At 57.9% G+C, this 20,620-nt stretch carries 23 protein-coding genes; 21 read left to right on the top strand and 2 right to left on the bottom strand.

Annotated elements, in window-relative coordinates; translation table 11 throughout:
- Positions 1 to 8: 8 nt before the first annotated feature.
- The 21 genes from flgF (at position 9) to MHY87_RS03735 (ending at position 18,034) form a co-directional block, all read left to right on the top strand.
- On the top strand, positions 9 to 734 hold the full coding sequence (gene flgF, locus MHY87_RS03835; protein ID WP_239349522.1) for a flagellar basal-body rod protein FlgF: 726 nt from the start codon (positions 9 to 11) through the stop codon (positions 732 to 734).
- 8 nt (positions 735 to 742) lie between these two features.
- Positions 743 to 2,065 carry a flagellar protein export ATPase FliI gene (gene fliI, locus MHY87_RS03830; RefSeq protein WP_239349520.1) on the top strand — a complete coding sequence of 441 codons (1,323 nt, stop codon included), beginning with the start codon at positions 743 to 745 and terminating at the stop codon, positions 2,063 to 2,065.
- A gap of 73 nt (positions 2,066 to 2,138) precedes the next feature.
- Positions 2,139 to 3,326, top strand: a complete 1,188-nt coding sequence (locus MHY87_RS03825; protein ID WP_239349518.1) for a flagellar hook protein FlgE — start codon at positions 2,139 to 2,141, stop codon at positions 3,324 to 3,326.
- A gap of 31 nt (positions 3,327 to 3,357) precedes the next feature.
- A complete protein-coding gene (gene flgK / locus MHY87_RS03820; RefSeq protein WP_239349516.1) occupies positions 3,358 to 4,818 on the top strand; it encodes a flagellar hook-associated protein FlgK in 1,461 nt (486 codons plus the stop codon).
- A 3-nt stretch (positions 4,819 to 4,821) separates the two neighbouring features.
- The gene (locus MHY87_RS03815; protein ID WP_239349514.1) at positions 4,822 to 5,856 is read left to right on the top strand and encodes a flagellar hook-associated family protein; all 1,035 of its coding nucleotides are present in this window, start codon (positions 4,822 to 4,824) and stop codon (positions 5,854 to 5,856) included.
- 16 nt (positions 5,857 to 5,872) lie between these two features.
- Complete coding sequence (gene flaF / locus MHY87_RS03810) at positions 5,873 to 6,220, top strand: flagellar biosynthesis regulator FlaF (RefSeq protein ID WP_239349512.1); 348 nt, start codon at positions 5,873 to 5,875, stop codon at positions 6,218 to 6,220.
- Positions 6,217 to 6,639 (top strand): flagellar biosynthesis repressor FlbT, encoded by a 423-nt coding sequence (gene flbT, locus MHY87_RS03805; protein WP_239349510.1) that lies wholly within the window; start codon positions 6,217 to 6,219, stop codon positions 6,637 to 6,639. Before flaF ends, flbT begins: the two co-directional genes overlap by 4 nt.
- A 14-nt stretch (positions 6,640 to 6,653) precedes the next feature.
- A complete protein-coding gene (gene flgD, locus MHY87_RS03800; RefSeq protein ID WP_239349508.1) occupies positions 6,654 to 7,049 on the top strand; it encodes a flagellar hook assembly protein FlgD in 396 nt (131 codons plus the stop codon).
- A gap of 2 nt (positions 7,050 to 7,051) precedes the next feature.
- Positions 7,052 to 7,318, top strand: a complete 267-nt coding sequence (locus MHY87_RS03795) for a flagellar biosynthetic protein FliQ (protein ID WP_239349506.1) — start codon at positions 7,052 to 7,054, stop codon at positions 7,316 to 7,318.
- A gap of 117 nt (positions 7,319 to 7,435) precedes the next feature.
- Positions 7,436 to 9,511, top strand: coding sequence for a flagellar biosynthesis protein FlhA (flhA, locus tag MHY87_RS03790; protein ID WP_239349504.1), 2,076 nt, complete (start codon positions 7,436 to 7,438; stop codon positions 9,509 to 9,511).
- Positions 9,508 to 10,260, top strand: coding sequence for a flagellar biosynthesis protein FliR (fliR, locus tag MHY87_RS03785; protein WP_239349502.1), 753 nt, complete (start codon positions 9,508 to 9,510; stop codon positions 10,258 to 10,260). Before flhA ends, fliR begins: the two co-directional genes overlap by 4 nt.
- Before the next feature lie 143 nt (positions 10,261 to 10,403).
- The gene (locus MHY87_RS03780; protein ID WP_239349500.1) at positions 10,404 to 10,664 is read left to right on the top strand and encodes a hypothetical protein; all 261 of its coding nucleotides are present in this window, start codon (positions 10,404 to 10,406) and stop codon (positions 10,662 to 10,664) included.
- 47 nt (positions 10,665 to 10,711) lie between these two features.
- Positions 10,712 to 11,146 (top strand): rod-binding protein, encoded by a 435-nt coding sequence (locus MHY87_RS03775; protein ID WP_239349498.1) that lies wholly within the window; start codon positions 10,712 to 10,714, stop codon positions 11,144 to 11,146.
- Between the two features lie 10 nt (positions 11,147 to 11,156).
- Positions 11,157 to 11,501: a flagellar protein FlgN gene (locus MHY87_RS03770; protein ID WP_239349496.1), complete on the top strand. Its 345-nt coding sequence runs from the start codon at positions 11,157 to 11,159 to the stop codon at positions 11,499 to 11,501.
- Positions 11,498 to 11,947, top strand: a complete 450-nt coding sequence (locus MHY87_RS03765) for a hypothetical protein (protein ID WP_239349494.1) — start codon at positions 11,498 to 11,500, stop codon at positions 11,945 to 11,947. Before MHY87_RS03770 ends, MHY87_RS03765 begins: the two co-directional genes overlap by 4 nt.
- A 55-nt stretch (positions 11,948 to 12,002) precedes the next feature.
- Positions 12,003 to 12,386, top strand: coding sequence for a PleD family two-component system response regulator (locus tag MHY87_RS03760; RefSeq protein ID WP_239349492.1), 384 nt, complete (start codon positions 12,003 to 12,005; stop codon positions 12,384 to 12,386).
- Between the two features lie 61 nt (positions 12,387 to 12,447).
- The gene (locus tag MHY87_RS03755; RefSeq protein WP_239349490.1) at positions 12,448 to 13,506 is read left to right on the top strand and encodes a chemotaxis response regulator protein-glutamate methylesterase; all 1,059 of its coding nucleotides are present in this window, start codon (positions 12,448 to 12,450) and stop codon (positions 13,504 to 13,506) included.
- On the top strand, positions 13,503 to 14,357 hold the full coding sequence (locus MHY87_RS03750; protein ID WP_239349488.1) for a protein-glutamate O-methyltransferase CheR: 855 nt from the start codon (positions 13,503 to 13,505) through the stop codon (positions 14,355 to 14,357). The genes MHY87_RS03755 and MHY87_RS03750 overlap by 4 nt, the downstream gene beginning before the upstream one ends.
- 402 nt (positions 14,358 to 14,759) lie before the next feature.
- The gene (locus MHY87_RS03745) at positions 14,760 to 16,535 is read left to right on the top strand and encodes a flagellin (RefSeq protein ID WP_239349486.1); all 1,776 of its coding nucleotides are present in this window, start codon (positions 14,760 to 14,762) and stop codon (positions 16,533 to 16,535) included.
- 76 nt (positions 16,536 to 16,611) lie between these two features.
- A complete protein-coding gene (locus tag MHY87_RS03740; RefSeq protein ID WP_239349484.1) occupies positions 16,612 to 17,211 on the top strand; it encodes a hypothetical protein in 600 nt (199 codons plus the stop codon).
- A gap of 37 nt (positions 17,212 to 17,248) precedes the next feature.
- A complete protein-coding gene (locus MHY87_RS03735) occupies positions 17,249 to 18,034 on the top strand; it encodes a DUF1217 domain-containing protein (RefSeq protein ID WP_239349482.1) in 786 nt (261 codons plus the stop codon).
- 28 nt (positions 18,035 to 18,062) lie between these two features.
- On the opposite strand, the gene MHY87_RS03730 is transcribed toward MHY87_RS03735, so the two are convergent.
- Together MHY87_RS03730 and MHY87_RS03725 are read right to left on the bottom strand one after the other, a co-directional pair.
- Complete coding sequence (locus MHY87_RS03730; RefSeq protein WP_239349480.1) at positions 18,063 to 18,644, bottom strand: hypothetical protein; 582 nt, start codon at positions 18,642 to 18,644, stop codon at positions 18,063 to 18,065.
- Positions 18,645 to 18,911: 267 nt separating this feature from the next.
- Positions 18,912 to 20,582, bottom strand: coding sequence for a methyl-accepting chemotaxis protein (locus MHY87_RS03725; RefSeq protein ID WP_239349478.1), 1,671 nt, complete (start codon positions 20,580 to 20,582; stop codon positions 18,912 to 18,914).
- Positions 20,583 to 20,620 lie beyond the last annotated feature (38 nt).

Here is a 20,620-nt window from a genome sequence, read left to right as displayed (position 1 = left end):
GCATCCAGATGCAATCCGCCCTCTATGTGTCGCTGTCGGCCCAGGTCGCGATGGAGAAGCGTCTTTCGACGATTGCCAACAACATCGCAAACATGACGACGGGCGGTTTTCGCGCCGATGAGATCAAGTTCGAGGAACTCCTCTCTCTCGCCGGCAAGAACGATGTGTCCTTTTCCTCGTCCGGGCGAAATTACATTTCGCGCCAGGCCGGTCCCTTGAACAAGACGGACAATCCTCTCGACGTCGCCATCCAGGGGGATGCCTGGTTTGCCTATAGCGGCCCAAGCGGTCCGGTTTATACGCGGGACGGTCGTTTCAACATGAACGAGAACGGCGATCTCGTGACAGTCGACGGACACGCCGTCCTCGATACCGGCGGCGCGCCCATTGCGCTCGATCCGAATGCCGGACCTCCCGTCGTCAGTCGTGACGGGACGATCACTCAGGGGGATAACCAGGTCGGAACTCTCGGCTTGTTCCAACTGAGCAGCAACAGTCGGCTGAGCCGCTATGGAAATTCGGGTGTTGTATCCAGCATGCCCGGCGAGGCGGTGCAGGACTTTACGTCCAATGGCATCCAACAGGGCTATAGCGAAGGGTCGAACGTCAATCCCGTTCTCGAGATGACGAAGATGATTGCGCTTCAGAGGAACTTCGAGAGCGCCGCGACAACCATCCAGGAGAGCGAATCCACCTTGATGGATGCCATCCGAACATTGGGCCCTAACAGCTGAGGAGCGACATGAACGCTCTCGGGACACTCGAAAATCTGATCCTGTCCGAATGCGCTGGGAAAAGCCTGGTCCGGATCAACGGCACCATTCGCGAAGTCACGCCCAGCTATTACCGCGTGACGGGGCTCTCTCAATTCGTCAAGCTGGGCGACCAAGTGGGTTTCGATGCAGGCGGCAAGGTGCAAGTCGGTGAGGTCGTCCGCATCGATGCGGACGGTTTGACGATCAAGCCGTTCAACGGCCGCATCGATGCGAGGATCGGGACACCGGCCTTCATCGTCGCGAATAATGGTCTCTCTCCCGAACAGAGCTGGAAGGGGCGGGTCATCAATGCCCTTGGCGAGCCGCTCGACGGGCTAGGCCCAGTTGTGGCCGGTTCAAATCCGATGCACCACGATGCCGAACCTCCTTCTGCCATGACACGCGCACGTGTTCAGAAGCCGCTCCAGACGGGGGTCAAGGCCATCGATCTTTTCACTCCGATCTGCCAGGGTCAGCGCATCGGCATCTTCGCCGGCTCTGGTGTCGGAAAGTCGACTCTTCTGACCATGCTGGCAAAGTGCGAAGGCTTCGACACGATTGTCGTAGCCCTCGTGGGAGAACGGGGCCGCGAAGTTCGCGAATTCCTGGAAGGTCCGATCGAGGCCAGCCTGCACAAGGCTGTCATGGTGGTGTCGACCGGCGACGAGAGCCCGATGATGCGGCGTCAGGCTCCACGAACGGCCGTCTCCATTGCGGAGTACTTCAGGGATTGCGGCGAGTCGGTTCTTCTGATCATCGACTCGGTCACGCGCTATGCTCACGCCGCTCGCGATGTCGCGCTCGCCGCAGGAGAACCCGCCGTGGCGCGGGGCTATACCCCAAGCGTCTTCAGCGACTTGCCCCGTCTGCTCGAACGGGCTGGGCCCGGCGAGGAAGGGAAGGGGTCCATTACGGGCATCTTCTCCGTTCTCATCGACGGTGACGATCACAATGACCCGGTGGCCGACAACATTCGCGGCACGCTCGACGGGCATATCGTTCTCGACCGCTCCATTGCCGACCAGGGCCGCTATCCGGCCATCAATGTTCTCGGCTCCATCTCCCGCCTCGCGGATCACGTCTGGTCTCGCGAGCAGAAAGAACTCGTGCGGCGGTTACGCGGCATGATCGCGCGTTACGAAGATACCCGTGACTTGCGGATGATGGGTGGCTATCAGCCCGGCACGGATCAGGATCTCGATCAGGCTGTCGTTCTCGTCCCGAAAATTTATGACGCTCTTCGACAGGATCCTTCGTCCCCCGCAAGCCGGGATGCCTTCATGGATCTCGCGCAAGCGCTCAAGCAATAACACGGTTCAAACACGCTCCAGCTTCACGCAAGCATCCTGGTGTTAGATTTCAAACGGATTTCAGGAGTTTCACATGAGCCTTTACGGTGTCCTTCGCAGCGGCGTTTCCGGCATGACTGCTCAGTCGAACAAGCTCGGAACGGTTGCCGAGAATATTCAGAACTCGAGCACGAACGGATACAAGCGGGCTTCCACGGAATTCTCCTCCCTCATTCTTCCGTCGAGCGAGGGCGCCTATAACTCCGGCTCCGTCACGAGCACCGTCCGCTATACGATCTCTGACCAGGGGCCGATCAGCTACACGACATCGGCAACTGACCTTGCTGTCTCCGGCAACGGATTCTTCGTTGTCTCCGACCCGAAAGGATCTCCCGCACTGACGCGTGCAGGCAACTTTGTCGTGGATGGAAAGACCGGGGACCTCGTCAATGCGGCGGGCTTCACGCTGATGGGCTTCAAGCTTGGCCCCGATGCAACCACCCCGTCCCTAAACAGTCTCGATGGAATGGTTCCGGTCAACCTGTCATCATTCGGTATGCAAGCCTCCGCTTCGAAGAATGGCACCTTTACCGGCAACTTGCCCTACGGCGCAGCGGTCGGCGCGACCAAGTCATCTTCGCTTCAGGTCTTCGACAATGTCGGAAATCCGGTAAAGATCAACATCACCCTGGAAAAGACCGGGGCCGATACATGGGACATGACGGTTGAGGATGCGGGTGGTGCCTCCCTGATTGGCGCAACTCCTTGGGAATTGAGCTTCGATGCCAATGGCAATATCGAGGCCGCGTCGACAGAGTTGTCCTTCACAGTTCCCAATGGCGTTCCCTTCAAACTCGACATGACGGGGATGACGCAGCTTGCGGGCGAGTATTCGCTGACTGGAACGTCGGACGGCAATGCGCCCTCGGCGGTCAAGAGCGCCGAGTTTGCCGCCGATGGTACGGTCTATGCCGTTTACGAGGATGGTTCGCGCATCGAGGCCTACCGCATTCCTCTGGCGACCGTGCCGAGCCCCGACAATCTCAACCCTCGCGCCGGCAACGTCTATGAGGCGACAAACAGGTCGGGCGGTTATCAGGTCGGCTTTCCGGGAACGGTTGGTTTCGGATCAATCGCGTCAGGAGCGCTTGAAGGGTCCAATGTCGATATCGGCACGGAACTCACGGCAATGATCGAAGCGCAGACCAGCTACACGGCGAATTCGAAGGTGTTCCAAACCGGTTCCGAGCTGCTCGATGTTCTCATGAACCTGAAGCGCTAACGCTTTCGCTCCTTCTGCAGAGCTTTCAATCATGTCACTTTCGGTTGCCTATAATACGGCCCGTTCCTCACTGCAGGCTTCCCAGTCGCAGATGGCGCTCGTTTCCCGCAATACGGCGGGCGCCTCCGATCCCGGCTATTCGCGCAAGATCGGCGCTCTCGTCACGACCGACGGCGCGGCGCGCGTAACGGTTCTCAGGGCCAGTGACCGGGCGCTTCTGAACAAGATGCTGGAGACGACATCGGACGTCGCGATGCAGCAGTCGCTGCTCGAAGGGCTCCAGAGGCTCAGTCAGACCATCAGCGATCCGGAGCTGGACGAGTCGCCGGCTGCGCGGTTGGGCGCCTTGAGCGCTGCACTCCAGCAATATGCCAACGCGCCGGAGGATACCGTTCTGGCTCGCGGCTTCGTCAAAGCTGCGACCGATCTTGCGACAAGCCTGAATCAGGCGACCTCCACGATCAACGCGATCCGTCAGGAAACGCAGGTCCAGATCACCGACTCCGTCGCCCGGATCAATGACATTCTCACCAAGTTCAAGGCCGCCAACGATGAGGTCATGAGCGGTTCTGCCCTCGGGCGGGATGTAACCGACGCGCTTGATACAAGAGATCAGCTCATTTCACAGCTCTCCGAGGAAATCGGGGTGACCGTGGTGTACAGAGCCGACAATGACGTTGCGCTCTATACCGATAGCGGAGTTCCGCTCTTCGACAGGCTCCCGCGCAGCGTGAAATACGACACGGGCGTGTCTCTGGTGACCGGGAAACCCGGCGGAGCGATCCTCATCGACAATGTCCCGGTGACCGGCGACTCCTCACCGATGCCCTTGAGCTCCGGCAGCCTCGTCGGCCTCGTCAAAGTGCGGGACGATATCGCCATCGGATACCAGCGCCAGCTCGACGAGTTGGCTCAAGGCTTGATCTCGGCCTTCGCTGAAACGGACAAGACCGGTGGAGGCAAGGACCCTCAGGCTGGCGTCTTTACCTATCCGGGCGGCCCCGACATTGCCGCGACGGCCCCGATCGGACTTGCAGGCTCCATCAAGGTCAATGGCGCCGTCGATCCTTCGCAAGGAACAGGCGGAAAGTACGAGCGAATCCGCGACGGCGGCATCACTGCTGATGTGGATTACACCTATGGTGACGGGACCGCGTCTTTCTCGGGCCGCCTCTATCAACTGATCGACAATCTGAAAGCAGATCGGGATTTCGATTCAGGTCTTGGACTAGGCGAAAAGATGACGCTGCAGGATTTCGCATCGTCCTCGGCCGGATGGGTCGAAGCCAAACGTCAGGATGCATCTCAGCAGGTTGCCTATCAGACGACTTTGCTGGCGCAGGCATCGGAGGCTCTCTCGAACGCAACGGACGTCAACATGGATGACGAAACGGCGCTCATGCTCCAGCTCGAGAAATCTTACTCCGCGTCGGCAAAGCTGATCTCCGTGATCAACCAGATGCTCCAGACGCTTCTCAATTCAGTGGGGTAAGGCATGAAGACGACATTCATATCGACCACGACTCTCTGGAATTCTCCCCGGTCCACTCTCGACAAGCTACAGTCGGATCTTGTGAAGGCCAATAAGGAGGTCGTGACCGGGCGTCACATGGATGTGGGCTTAGCGCTCGGGCGTCAGACGGGGAAGACCCTATCCCTGCGCCAGGAGCGGCTGACTCTCGACACCTTGACCGACAGCAACGCGACGACGGCGCTTCGCCTGAAGACGACCTCGGCGGCGCTCGATCAGGTCCGCGCCGTGGCTGACACCTTCAAGAATTCTTTGATCGGAATGCCTGTCGGCTCACAGGACGTGTCTCTGGTCGCGAGCCAGGCGAAAGCCGGATTGAGCAAGCTGACCTCGACATTGAACGAGAGCACCGGCAGTCAGTATCTCTTTGGCGGGGTGAATTCCAAGGTACAGCCCTTCAATATCTATGAGGCCGGTCCGAAAGCCGCCATCGACAAGGCATTCTCTGATTTCTTCCATTTCCCGCAAGGTGATTCCCGGGTGGCGGAAATCACGCCGGGCCAGATGAAGGATTTCATCGACGGGCCCCTTGCCAGCGTATTCGATGGTGCATGGAAGGGTACGTGGTCCAATGCGTCGGATCAGAACATCCAAAGCCTGATCTCTCCGGCGGAGCGGATCAAAACATCCGTCAGCGCCGACGATAACGCATTCAGGCAATTGACCATGGCTTACGTCATGACCTTCGATCTGGGGATCGCCGGGATGACCAATGAAACGCGAAGCTACTTGGTCAGCAGGATTGTCGGCACGCTGGGAGACGGAATTTCAAGCGTGACCGATGTCCAGGCGGATCTTGGAACGGCCCAGCAGAAGATCGACCAGGCGAATGAGCGGATGAGCCTTCAGAAGACATTCCTTGATGAAAGGATCACGAATTACGAAGCCGTTGATCCGGCCGAAGCCAAGGTTCGGGTCGATAAGCTCTCAACGCAAATCCAGACGTCTTATTCCCTGACAGCCCAACTCAACCAACTCAGCTTGATCAACTTCATCTAACGGCAGGAAAGCGTGTATGTATCAGTTTTCATATTCCGAGATCCTCGAGGATTCACCGCAGGACTGCCGACAGCGCGAATACGAATTGTTCGAACGCGCCATCGAGCTTCTGCGTGCCGCTGAAGGATTTCCGTCTCAATCTCCGGAAACGCTCGGCGCAATCGTCTTTCTCCAGCGCCTCTGGACCTTCATGATCAAGGATCTGGGGCACCCGGATAACGCACTCCCCGACAAGCTGAAGGGGCAGCTCATCTCCATCGGCCTTTGGGTGATGAAGGAAACCGATCTCATCATCCGCGGCGAAAGCAAAAGCCTTGCGGCGCTCATCGATATCAACATCTTGATCAAGGACGGCCTGAAATGACTGCAAAGATGCGATTCTCCCTCAAGGCCGGCGAGCGGATCTTCATCAACGGCGCTGTGCTGAGCGTCAGCCAGAAGGTCACTTTGAGCCTTCTCAACGACGCACGCTTTCTCCTGGAGAGCCATGTTCTTCAGCTGGCCGATGCAACGACCCCGATGCGGCAGTTGTATTTCGTCGTTCAGTCACTCCTCATCAATCCTCAGGAAGAGGAAAAAGGGATGCTGGCTTTCCGGAAGATTTTTGATGCCATTCTGACGATCACCACCGACGAGACCGTGAAGAGCCATCTAAAGAGCGTCAGCGACTTCGTCGCCGTCGGTCGAATGTTCGAAGCCCTGAAGGTCATCCGCAGCCTTTTCGAGGCTGTCGAGCCTGCTGCTCCGGCCGAGCCGGCGACCGTCTCCGAAAAAGCAGCCTGATCGGGAGCAATGAAATGAACGTCTCTTCGGTTGCCGCTTCAGCGATCACTCAAAAAGCATCGGGTGCGGAGAAAACCTCGACGGTCAGCTATGATAACTTTCTCAGGCTGCTGCTGACCCAGATGAAGAATCAGGATCCGACGGATCCGATGAAATCGACGGAGTATATGGCTCAGCTCGCGACATTCTCCCAAGTCGAGCAGGCGGTCAAAAGCAACGAGAAACTCGATGCCTTGCTATCGTCTTTTGCGTTGTCGCAGGCCGACAGCGTCATCGGACGCACGGTTACATCCGCGGACGGTACGGTTTCCGGTCAGGTGACCTCCGTCAAGATCACAAGCCAGGGGCCTTGGGCGACGCTCTCGAATGGGACCGAGCTTCTTCTGGGCCAGGGTATCGTGGTCAGCTGACAATGAACGAGATTGATGCGCTTGAACTGGTCCGCGCTGCCATATGGACCGTCATTATCGGCTCCGGCCCGGCAGTCGGGGCCGCAATGGTCATCGGCATCGTCATCGCCCTGATCCAGGCTCTCACCCAGATTCAGGAAGTGACCCTCACGTTCATTCCGAAGATCATTGCCATTCTGGTCATTGCTCTTCTCACAGGCTCCTTTGTCGGATCGCAGATCTATGCGTTCACAGAGCTGGTCTATGGAAAGATTATTACAGGATTTTAGCAAGATGATGGTGCGGGTTCCAGCAAAGGTCGCCGCTGGATAGGGTCAAGCGACCTTCGCGCAAGCTTCATCGCGCATGTGTCAGACGGATGATTGGCTCGCCGCATGGAGAGGCACATGGCGTCAAGTGACACAGTGAAGAAGGACCGCGGCCGGGACGTGATGTTCGCCAGCGGCGTGGTCGTCATCCTGGCGATCCTGTTCCTTCCGATTCCCCCTCTGCTCATCGATATGGGTCTGGCTTTCTCGATTGCCCTGTCGGTGCTCATCCTGATGGTGGCGCTGTGGATTCAGAAGCCGCTCGAGTTCTCCGCCTTTCCGACCGTCCTGCTGATCGCGACCCTCCTGCGCCTTGCTCTCAGCATTGCCTCGACACGTCTCATTCTCTCTCATGGACATCAAGGCGTGGATGCCGCAGGTCATGTGATCAGCGGTTTCTCGCGCTTCGTCATGAGCGGCGATTTCGTGATCGGTATCGTCGTCTTCATCATTCTGATCACGGTCAACTTCCTGGTGATCACCAAAGGCGCCACGCGTATCGCCGAGGTCGGGGCACGCTTTACGCTCGATGCCATTCCCGGAAAGCAGATGGCTATCGATGCCGATCTGTCCGCAGGTCTGATCGATGAGAAGGAGGCTCAGAGAAGGCGTCGCGAGCTGGAAGAGGAAAGCGCTTTCTTCGGCTCCATGGACGGCGCCTCGAAATTCGTTCGCGGTGAGGCCATCGCAAGCCTGATCACCATTGCGGTCAACATCTTCGGCGGCATCATCATCGGCGTCACGCGGCATGGCATGACGCTGTCGAAAGCAGCCGACATCTTCACGCAGCTCTCGGTTGGCGACGGTCTCGTCAGCCAGATTCCAGCGCTCGTGGTCTCGCTGGCCGCAGGCCTTCTCGTTTCCAAGGGCGGCACGCGCGGTCAGGCTCAGCAGGCGGTTCTGGATCAGCTGGGTGCTTATCCCCGCGCCCTGATGGTCGCTTCCGGCATGATGTTCGTCTTCGCAATCGTTCCGGGTCTGCCGATGGTGCCCTTCATGGCGCTCGGGGGATTCATGGGGTTCATGGCCTACAGCATTCCGAAATCCCGGGCCGAACAGGAAGCACAAGAGAAACTCAGTCAGGAGCAGGAGCAGCAGACGAAGCTTCTGGAGGCGACCGATACCGTCAAGGAATCGCTCAAGATGGCAGAGGTGGAACTCTGCCTAGGCAAGCATCTCTCATCCTATCTGTCGAGCTCCCATGGGGATCTGGCTCATCGCGTGAAGAAGATGCGCAAAAAATTCGCGCAGGATTTCGGCTTCGTCCTGCCGGAGGTCAAGCTTTCCGACAGCTTCATGATTCCGGCCAAGAGCTATCAGATCAAGATTCACGGCACGGTGATCGCAACGCACGAGATCCGCCCCGGCGATCTGCTCGTCGTCCTGGGCGACGGCCCAACTCCGGACGTGCCTGGGGATGAAGTGCGCGAGCCCGCCTTCGGCATGAAGGCGCTCTGGGTATCGGATGCTTATGTGGGCGAACTCAAGCGGCAGGGATTCACTGCTGTCGACGGGGCATCCGTTCTGCTGACGCATTTGAGCGAGGTCATTCGCAACAACTTGCCGCAGCTCCTATCCTACAAGGATGTTCGCAATCTTCTGGATGGGCTTGAGCCTGAGTATAAACGCCTGCTCGACGATATCTGTCCCTCGCAGATTTCCTATTCAGGCCTACAGGCCGTGCTGAAGCTCCTGCTGGCGGAGCGGGTTTCCATCCGCAACCTGAGCCTCATTCTCGAGGCCGTAGCCGAGGTTGCACCGCATGCCCGTCGGGCAGAGCAACTCGTCGAGCATGTGCGTGTGCGCATGGCGCAGCAGATCTGCGGAGACCTGGCGGAGGGAGGCGCCCTCAATGTCCTGCGTCTCGGGAACAAATGGGATATTGCCTTCCATCAAAGCCTGAAGCGCGATGCGAAGGGCGATGTCATCGAGTTCGATATCGACCCACGCCTCGTCGAGCAATTCGGCACCGAAGCCTCGGACGCGATCAAGACGCGCATGGGCCAGGTCAAGAACTTCGCCATCGTGACGGCCCCCGATGCCAGGCCCTATGTGAGGATGATCATCGAGCGCATGTTCTCCTCCCTGCCGGTTTTGTCCCATCTGGAGATTGCGCGCGGCGTGGAAGTCAATTCACTCGGGACTGTCGCGTGAACCTGCTTGCTGCGGATACCTTGCTCGGTATCTTCCTGATCTTCTGCCGCGTAGGCGGATGCATGCTGATTGCGCCGGCCCTGTCCAGCAACAGAATTCCGCCGCAGATCCGGCTCTTCCTGGCTCTGACGGTCAGCCTGTCCCTGGCGCCTGTCCTGTTAGACAAGATCGGCAGCGGCATTGCCGGCCAGCCCCCGGCGGTGATGTTGCGCTGGATCGCGTCCGAGCTTTTGACCGGGCTTTTGATCGGATTGCTGGGGCGGATTTATTTCTTTGCCCTGCAGACGATGCTGGGTGCCGTATCCATGGCACTCAGCTACGGCGGCATGCCGGGAACGCCCATGGATGAGGCCGAGCCGCTTCCGGCCATCAGCTCTCTGATCATGATGGTGGCAACAGCCGCGATCTTTCTGTCCGACCTGCATTGGGAGTTGATCAAAGGTCTCATCGGCTCTTATTCCCGCATGCCGTTCGGCCAGAGTATCAGCACGCAATCATCCCTGACGGAACTGATGGACCAAGTCGGCAGCGCCTTCGTTATCGCGCTTAGGATCAGCAGCCCATTCCTTCTCTACTCGGTGATCGTCAACTTAGTGGCGGGCCTTGCGAACAAGCTGACGCCTCAGATCCCGGTCTTCTTCATCGCGACCCCTTTCATCATGCTCGGAGGACTGTTCATCATGTACTTTGCAGCCCAGGACTATGTGCTTCTCTTTATGGAAGCCTTCGCAGCTTGGCTGAGGGGATGATCCTCATGAAGCAGAGGCTCAAGAGATTCGACAGGCTGATCAAGGTTCAACAGCACCTTCATAGAAGCGCGGAGCTTCAGCTTGCGCATCTGCAGCGAGAAGAGAACCGACTTAAGGCGGCTCAAGAGGAAATCCTTCAGACAATGGGAGATTCGAGCGAGCTTCACGGTCTCTTTGTCGACGTGAAAGCCAGGAAGCTGAAGGCGCTGGCGCTTGAGGAGGTTAAAGCGCAGGAGGCGGTCATCACGCAGAAGGCCGTCACGACGGAAAAGGCCATGCAGGTGAAACGGACCGAAAAGACGTTCGAGCGTCTCAAGGAAACGATCTATCGGGAGCAGGAGAAGAAGGATCTGGCGGCCATCCTTGAAGCCATGACACAAAGGATCGGCACAAGCCTCCCGTAAGCCTCATGCGATAGGAATCCGACTTAGGTGCAGACAAGGAGATCGCGATGGCGATCAGCCCCCCATCAGATATTCTCAGCGAGGTTGCCAGGGCAGCGGATCCAACCCGTTATCAGGCAGCCACGCAGAGCCTGCTGCAAGGTGCGGCTCCCGCAGGCGGACCCACGTTCGAAGAGGCCGTCCGCGCCGTCTCCGCGCGTCCTCTCGGGGGCGGAGCGGATATCTACCAGATGCGTAACGCTCTGCGAAATGACGCGGAGTCGGCTGAAGCGCTCAAGTCCAAGCGTACAGCTCAGGAATTCGAGGCCTTCATTCTTCAGACCTTTGTCGAGTCGATGCTGCCGAAGAATGCAGAGAACACCTATGGCAAAGGCAATGCAGGATCCATCTGGAAGTCCATGATGGCAGAACAGATCGGCGCTCAGGTTGCCAAGGCCGGTGGCGTTGGAATTGCGAAGCATATTCTGGTTGAGCAGAAATAAGGAGACTCGGATGCTGATGAAGTCGCTGGAACGCCTTGAAGAAACGTTGGATCTTGAGACGGCGGCCCTCTTGTCCCGGGACCTGAAGAATCTCGATGAGTTCAACCGTCGGAAGAGCCAGAGCCTTTTGGAAATCAGCCGGATGGTCAAGACTGTCGAGACCATTGCAATTGACGGCATTGCCGCAAAGAAATTCGAGCGCATCAAGGTGAAGCTCGAGAGAAATCAGGACATTTTGGAGCGCCACATGCGTGCCGTTCAAGAAATATCGACGCTGATCTCAGGTGCCATTCAAGCCGCTGAATCGGATAGCACATACTCTGCTCATGTGGTGCATGGAGGCTTCGGCGCGTGATCAGGAATGTCATAGCCGGATTCTGGGTCTGCGCGGTCACGCTTGGTTCGTGCTATGCGGCTGTGACGTGGATGGTCGGGAGAGCTGCAACCGAAGAGAAGCCGCACTACGAGGGGCTTCAGTATAAGAAGCTGCCGCCCCTCAATATCCCGATCATCGCCGAAGGTGCGGTGCAGGGATACGTGGTAGGAAATTTCGTCTTTACCGCGGATTCGAGAACGCTGAGAGAGATATCCGTGCCGCCTGAGGCTTTCATTCAGGACGAGATATTCCGTCATGTTTATTCGGATGACACCCTCGATTTCAGGAAGCTGTCCCGATACAACGTGAACGGAATGATCGCCAGCGTCAAAGAGAAGATCAACAAACGTCTTGGCGCGGATATCGTCAAAGAGATCCTGATCGAGAACTTCAACTTCATCAGCAAATCGGACATCCGTTCGTGATGAATGCTCGCTCCGCCGAGTGGATGTTTGATGGTATGCCAAGGAAATTTGCTTCATGAATTATTGTCTGATTGTTGATGACTCTCGAACCATTCGGAAAGTATCGAGAGACATTCTGGAGAGCCTTTCCTTCGAGGTGAACGAAGCCGAGAACGGTGCGGTCGGCCTTGCCGAATGCCGCATCAGGATGCCGGATGTCATTCTTCTCGACTGGAACATGCCTGTCATGGACGGCTACAATTTCCTCACGGAACTCAGGAAGACGCCAGGCGGAGAGAAGCCGAAGGTCGTGTTCTGTACGACAGAGAACGACATGGATCACATCACGCGCGCGTTGGGGGCTGGCGCTGACGAATACATCATGAAGCCTTTCGACAAGGACATCCTGGCTGCGAAGTTTCGGGAATTGGGGCTTCTCTCTGAGACTTTCCCGGCGTAATGCAATGTCATTGGAACCTTTCACTCAAGCGAGTTCCGGACAAGCTCCGCTGACACGTATCATGATCGTGGATGACAGCGCCGTCATTCGCGGCATGATTGCACGATGGATCTCCGAGGCAGGAGGATTCGATGTCGTCTGCACAGCCTCCAACGGCCGTATGGCCGTGGATATGGCCGAGCGGCATAAGCCGGACATCGTGCTGCTCGACATCGAGATGCCTGAGATCGATGGCCTCGCCGCTCTCCCCATGATCCTGAAGGCGCATCCCGCCTGCAAGGTGATCGTCATCTCGACATTGACGAAGCGAAATGCACAGGTTTCGCTGAAGTGCCTTTCTTTGGGGGCGATCGATTATCTGGCAAAGCCTGAGACTGCGCGCGCTGCCGATGCCGCATCGGAGTTCCGACGTGACCTGGTGGAGAAGCTGCGTGCTTTAGGCGCAACGAAGCCTCGAGTGGTTCGCGCATCTCCAGCAGTGGCTCAGGTCATGACACCACCAACGAGCTCCGTTGCGGCAAAACCAGTTTATGTGCGTCCTCAATGCCTTCTCATCGGCTCATCGACGGGCGGGCCGAGGGCGGTGGAGCGGGTGTTGCAGGACCTCAAGCCAGTGCTCGCGGCCATTCCCGTTCTGATCGTTCAGCATATGCCGCCCATGTTTACGGCAGTCTTCGCCGAGCACATGCAATCTCTGCTCTCGCTCCCATGCAGGGAAGCGAAGGATGGCGAGACGATTCAGGCGGGAACGGTTCTCGTGGCGCCAGGCGGGCGCCACATGGGCGTGGCCGCGACCACGGGCAAACCTGTCATTCGGCTCAATGATGGTCCGGCGGAGAATTTCTGCCGTCCTGCCGTCGATGTGCTGTTTCGCGATGCGGCTTCGGTTTTCGGGGCTTCGGCAATTGCCGCCGTGCTGACAGGCATGGGATCTGACGGAACGAACGGGGCTCGCCATCTGGTCAAGGCCGGCGCGACGCTCATCGCACAAGATGAGGCCACCAGCATTGTCTGGGGAATGCCCGGTAGTGTCGTAAAAGCGGGACTTGCTCATGAAATTCTCCCCCTGGATGCCATCGGCCGTTCCCTGAAGGGCCTCATTGCCGGAGCTTCGCGATGACGGAACTTGAATTCGAAGCCCTTCGCGCTTTTCTGAAAGCACGATCCGGCTTGGCGCTGACAGTCGACAAGAGATACCTTGTCGAAAGCCGTTTGACGCCCATCTGCACGCGCTTCAAGATCGAGAATCTGTCGCACCTGATCAGAGAGATAAAGTCGGGCCGTTCAGCCGCTCTCGAGAATGCAGCCATCGAGGCGATGACGACGAATGAGACTTTCTTCTTTCGTGACAAGGCGCCCTTCGACCTGTTCCAGGATGTTCTTCTCCCGCGCTTCATCAAGGAGCGTGCGGCAAGTCGCAAGTTGAGGATCTGGTGTGCCGCAGCCTCGACGGGGCAAGAGCCATACTCTCTTGCCATGTTGCTCAAGGAAGCATCAGTTCGCATGCCGGGTTGGCACGTGGATATCATCGCGACCGACATATCCAATGAGGTTTTGGAGAAGGCGAGGGCGGGTATCTACAACCAGTTCGAAGTCCAGCGCGGCCTGCCGGTCCGGCTTCTCGTGAAGTACTTTGCCCAGAAAGGCGACCAATGGCAGATCGCCCCTGAAATCCGCTCCATGGTCGATTTCCGGTACCTGAATCTGATCGACGATTTCAGCCGCCTCGGGCCCTTCGATATCGTTTATTGCAGGAATGTCCTGATTTATTTCGATCCGCAGATGAAGGCGAATGTGCTTCGCAGGATTGCGCAGCTGATGGCTGCGGATGGCAGCCTCGTGCTCGGCGCTTCGGAAACGATCCTCGGCATTACGGATGCGTTGTCGCTGGACCCCGCCTATCGCGGTTTGTACGCGAAGTCGATTGCCGCGGGGATCGGCAACCGTACGGTGCTGGCGGGAGTGCGGTAGTTTCCAATAATTTGGATTCAGTTCTGACCGACAGCGATGTCTTCAAACATTGAAGAGCTCCCACGCTTGCGGGAGCTTTCCGTGTTGGTGGAGCTCCTATGGTTAATGAAGTGTTGAGCAATAAAAAATCGACATTTACTTGATGTTGATGCTTGACCCTTTGGAATGATTCGAGCATAAATGAGTTCACGAATGCGGAGAGCCAATAAAAGCTCCATGCATCGAAAACGCACTATGGAGGCTCTCCTCGAAGAGCGCGGCATGATGCCCCTCCATTTTACCGGTTGAGCCCGGATGTCATGTGAGCAGCGGATCGGGTTTTCCCGAGGCATGATGCCACTCCGCTGGGCCGGTGAAATCCCGGCATTCCCTGAACAATCCAATCATTCAAGGAAGAAGCACATGTCTTCGATCAATACCAATCTGTCCGCCATGACTGCTCTGCAGGCCTTGAAGGCTACGCAGACCGCCATGAACAAGAACCAGAACCAGATCTCCACGGGTCTGCGCGTCGGCGAGGCTTCGCACAACGCATCCTACTGGTCGATCGCCACGCAGATGAAGTCGGACAACGGCGCTCTCAGCGCTGTGAAGGACTCCATCAAGCAGTCCACGGCGATGATCAACACCTTCACCTCGGCCATGGACAAGTCGCTGACCTACCTCAACAAGATGAAGGAAGGTCTCGTTGCTGCCAGCCAGCCGGGTGCAGACCGCGCAAAAATCCAGACCGAGTTCAACGCCTTCATTGAAGGTATGAAGAGCGCGGCTGGATCGGCTACGTTCAACGGCCAGAACTGGCTTTCCGGAACTCCTTCGGACGTCAACCTCGTCGTTTCCTATGATGGCAACACCAACTCTGTCGGTACTCTGAAGATCGACACCACCAAGACCAACCTCTTCTCCGATGCCAAGGCTGGTATCGGCGGCATCCTTCACGATGTGGCCTCTGCCAACATCGCCGGAGCTGAAGATGAGAAGGGCACGGTCACGTTCGACGTCAGCAGCGCGTCCACGGGCGACAAGCTCTCGTTCACTCTCACAGGCGGACAAGAACAGTCGATCAGGCTTTCCTCTGCCGAGAACTCGGCGCAGACGATCGCCGACAAGATCAACGGCGATGACGCCCTCAAGGCACTGGTCGAAGCCTCTGTCGATACAGACGGCAAGCTCGTCCTGACGGCGAAGGAAGGCGGCAAGGGCGTTTCTGGCACCTTTGCTGACGCATCTGCCGGCACGACCGCTGTCGATGCCACGGCTCATGCGCCGGTGGCCGCTGGTGCCTTTACGCAGACGTTGAACTTTACGGATCTGGCTGCGGGTGACACGCTCACCATCGATACCGACGGCACCGGCGCTGCTGTTGCGACCCCCATCGCCATCACGACGACCAGCGACTCGGTCGACGACCTGGTCAAGGCGATCAACGATGACACTGGCGTTAAGGCCGCGGGCATCACAGCCAGCAACGTCGATGGTAAGCTCGTTCTGACGGGTAGCGCGGTCTTCGCGGGCAGCTATACCGACGCGGATACCGCCGGAAACAACATCGCCGCTGCAAACAGTGTTGCCACCACTGCCGGTACTGCCGATCTGGGCGGTTACGTCGAGTTCTCCGCTGCCGACGCTGCTCCTGGCTCCAAGCTCACGATCTCGGTCGCCGGCGGCGCCGAGGTGAGCTACGACGTAGTCGAGGGTGATCTTGAGGCACTGAGAGACGCGATTAACGATGTTGCAGATCCGACGGGCTTCGGTGCCGCCGGCGTCAAGGCCAACATTGTTGATGGCAAGCTGCGTCTGACTGCTGCGACGGATACCGAGGAAGTGGCTGCCAAGGTCACAGCTCCTACCTTCGGCACTCCGGTGGCTGGCGAGTCCCAGGCTCCCGTCGTGGCTGAGGAAATCTCCAAGGCCCTGAAGGCTGTCGACGAGGCCATTCGTCAGGTGACCGAAGGCTCCGCCATGCTCGGCGCGAACAAGGCCCTGCTCGAGACCCAGTCTGAGTTCATCGGTGTCCTGTCCGACTCGCTCACCGCTGGCGTCAGCGCCTTCGTCGATGCCGACATGAACGAGGCTTCGACCCGCAACCAGGCTCTGCAGACTCAGCAGCAGCTCGGCGTGCAGGCTCTCTCGATGGCGAACCAGAACAGCCAGATGATCCTGCGTCTCTTCCAGTAAGAGCTTCGCAACGGACCTAAGAGGAGCCTCGCCTTGCAAAGGGCGAGGCTTCTTTTTTAGAAAATTTGGTGCGGCCATGAGTCATAAGCCGTCATACTTCGTTTCAATCAAACATGTTGTCTGTCTTGCCCTTGTGCTTGGCGCGGCAGGGCTCAGCGCGGCTCGGCCGGCGCAGGCTCTCGCCACTTGGATCGGATCCTGGGATTACGTGCTTCGGCACGATCCGGAGGGAAATCCTCAAGCCGCCTTCGCACGGTTGCGCGGAGATAACGAAGCCCTGTTGTGGCTGACATGCGCAAGGTATCCCGCAGGCGAGGATAAGCCGGAAACCCTGTCCATGACGGCGACGGTTTCACAGAAGAGCTATCTGGGACGCAGCCCTCCGCGAGGGCGCAGCACCGTCTATTGGTTCGACGACAGAAGCCCCGAACTGGCATACTGGACCTACCGGGACAAAGCCGGACAGATGGCCAATGCGGAACAGGTTTCCGTCTTCCTGGAGAAACTGACGGATGCCCGGACGCTCATCATCGAGCTCTCGAATTATCGGTATGAGACGCAGCGGTCCGAGTTTCAGTTCGATGCGGCCGACACGAAAGCCGTTGCGGACAGATTCAGGCAGGATTGCAGGGATATAGCTGGTCGCACGAGTGCCGACTTAGCTCTGGCTCGATGAGGGCATTTGTCGGCCTCTAAACGCTCATAGGTTTACCATGGTCAGCACGTCAACCCGGTATCAGATCGTCACGAACAATCTTGCGCGCACGAAGACGCTGATCGCGAACGATGCGTCGGTAAAGCGTGATACCGAATACTACAACAAGACCATCAAGACCATCAAAACGGTCGATGAGTTCATCAAGAACGACCGGGTCTTCAAATACGCCATGAAAGCCTATGGTCTCGAAGACATGGCTTACGCCAAGGCTTTCATCAAGAAGATGCTGAACGAAGGCGTGAGCAATCCGCTCAGCATGGCCAACAAGATGTCGAACCCTCTCTACAAGGAGTTCGCAAAGGCATTCGACTTCGCCGGAAAGGGGGCGCAGGCCACATCTGCCGCCAGTGCGACTACGGAAGCCGTGGAGAGATACGTTCAACAGACGCTGGAACAGCGGGAAGGCAGCGACAATCAAGGTGTCCGCCTCGCGCTCTATTTCAAGCGGAAGGCGTCATCCGTCAAAACGACGATGGGCATTCTTGCAGACAAGGCGCTCCTGCAGTTCGTCCAGACCACGTTCAACATTCCGCAGGCTGCATCGAGAGCGGATCTCGATATCCAAGTGCGAAACATCGAGAAGTTTCTCGACGTGAAGGATTTTCAGGATCCCAAAAAGGTCGACAAGCTGATCCAGCGTTTCAACGTCATGTGGGATATGACGAACGCTTCTGTGGAAACCGTCTCGCCTGTGCTGAGTCTCTTCAACCAGTCTTCCGATCAGGGCATCAGTGTCGATCTGATGATGAGCATCGCCAAGCTGAGGCTCGGTGGATCGTAGGAAGATGTGAAGGGCCGGGTGACCGGCCTCAATTCGTGGCGTTTCCGGCAATTCCTTCGGTGATTGTCGTCTCGGACGTTACCACGGCCCATCCGGCGTCGGAATGCTCGATGGAGAGGATCTGTCCGGCGCCGGGGATCTTCATGCCGGGCGTCACCCACCACAAGCCGCTGGGCCCTTCGATCAAGGCAGAGGCTTCCGTCGCACGATGGATGACGTATCGCGCAAACGCGGCTGTCCCCGCTCCTTGTCCCGCGTTCGCGGATTTCCCACCTTGCCCGCTTGAGCGCGTGATGGCGCTTTCCTTTTTGACGGGCTTTGCGTCCGACAGGGAAGGGAGCTGCATTCGCTCGGCGGTCATGTTGCTGAGCGATGCAATGGATCCTCCCACGCTCGGCAGATAGATATAGGGATCCCGTACAAAGGAGGCATAAACGGGAAGCGCCATGGAGGACACCACAAGTGCAGCCCCGATGCCGATCACGATGCGGTCGCCGCTCGCTTCTTTGGCGCGGATGAGCTCCTCAAGGCGCCGCACCTTTTGTGCGCGGCTCTCAAGCGCCACGCGATCCGGATCCAGCTCGCTGTCCTCTCGGGCCACTTGTTCCAATGCTTTCTCAAATCGAGTGATCATAGCCGCTGCCGTGAACCGAATCAGGGTAATTGTTTATGTGTCTCACACACTAAAGCTGGGCCGTTAGTGTATTTTCCGTAACCCTTCCGAGGTGAACGAAGCGGCGTCAGCTTCGTGCAAGCCAGGAAAATTACGGTGCCTTTGTTCGTAGATATGGACGATCAGAAGTGGGGTTCTCTGCGGATGTACCAGGAACTCCACTTCTCCTTTTATTATTCGTTCCGGTTCTCATTTCACGATGGCCTAGGCCGCTCTGACTTCGCTCAGGAACGTAGAAACTTCATTGCCGAGTTCGCTCGATCTCTTCGCCAGCACTTGAGCCGCGCCAAGAACCTGCGATGCCGCAGCGCCCGTGTCGCCTGCGCCCTTTTGCACATCGAGGATGTTGCCGGTGACAGATTCCGTTCCGCGTGCCGCCTCCTGCACGTTGCGGGCGATCTCCGCCGTCGCCGCGCCTTGCTCTTCCATCGCCGCCGCGATTGAGACCGAGATTTGCGACATCTCGTTGATGGTGCGCGCGATTTCCTGAATGGCTTCGACAGTCTCTCTCGTGGCGTTCTGTACGGAGTTGATCTGGATGGAGATCTCCTCCGTCGCCTTGGCGGTCTGGCTGGCGAGGTCTTTCACTTCGGAGGCAACGACGGCGAAGCCTTTGCCCGCTTCGCCGGCGCGTGCAGCTTCGATTGTGGCATTGAGCGCCAGCAGATTCGTCTGTCCCGCGATATTGTTGATGAGTTGCACGACATTGCCGATCTTCTCGGCGGTTGCGGCCAGCTCCTGAACGGTCATATTCGTGCGCTGGGCACCCTCCACGGCCTTGTCCGCGATTTGAGACGATTGCGAGACCTGGCCTGCGATCTCGCGAATGGAGATGGAAAGCTCTTCCGTAGCTGCGGCCACCGTCTGAACATTGGCGGATGCCTGCTGCGCCGCGGACGATACGGTCAGCGACTGGTTGGTCGTTTGGTTGGCGACAGCCGACATGGATCGCGCTGTCGTTTCCATCTCGCTCGCCGAGGACGAAAGGTGCTGCACGAGGCCGCCCACGCTGTTCTCGAACTGCTGGGCGAGAGCGGCCATTTCCGCTTTGCGGTTTGCCGCCATCCGGCTTTCAGATGCTGCCTGTTCTTCTCTGAGGCGTTGAGCGTCCTGCATGGCGCCGGAGAATATCTGGGTTGCCTTCCAGATGTCGCCGATCTCGTCGCGGCCGGGCTTGACTTTGGGAAGGTTATAATCGCCGGAAGCGAGCTTCTGTATGGCTCCAGTCACAACCTGAAGCGGACGGGCGATCTGGCGATTGCCGATTAGCCAGCCCAGGAGCAGAGCGGCGATCGTGCCGCCTGCAGTCAGGGACAAGAGCAGGGTGAGCATGTTGCCGTAGAGAGTGTCGGTCTCTTCGGCGATATGGCCCATCTTCTCACTTCCCCGTTTCGTCAATTCGTCGATGCGAACCTGAAAGGCTTTTCTGTTGGCGCGATTGGCGTCCGTGTTCCCTTGCGCGTTGGCGGCCTCCGGAGAAACCGTACTGCCAAGACGGACTGTCTCCGTCCTGAAGGTTTTGAAATCGGCTGCCTCTTTCACCAATCCTTCGAAGAGAGCTTTCTCTTCGGGCGGAAGAAGAGGCTTCCATTCCATGAGAAGGGTGTCGATCTCGCGGAGCGTAGCCAAAGCGCCTTCTCCGAACTTCTGCGCTTCCTTCGTGTCCTTCGACGCATAAATCCCGCGGGATTCCATGACCACATGCGTCACCAGGCGATTGAGACGTTCAGCATAAAGGGCGCGAAGAGCGGAGGCCCTGACATCGTCAACGGCCGCATCGTAGGTGCGCACGGTGTAGATTCCGACGCCGGCAATAATGGCCGCGAGCAAGCTCAATGCGGAAACGAGCGCAAACAGCTTTGTCTTGATTCTCATAGGACATCCCCTTGGCAAGCCTGATGTCGCTGCGTGTC

Source organism: Microvirga sp. ACRRW, from assembly GCF_022346925.1.
Lineage (GTDB): Bacteria > Pseudomonadota > Alphaproteobacteria > Rhizobiales > Beijerinckiaceae > Microvirga.
Note: the sequence above shows the minus strand (reverse complement) of the source record. Positions and strands in the feature narration are given on the sequence as shown.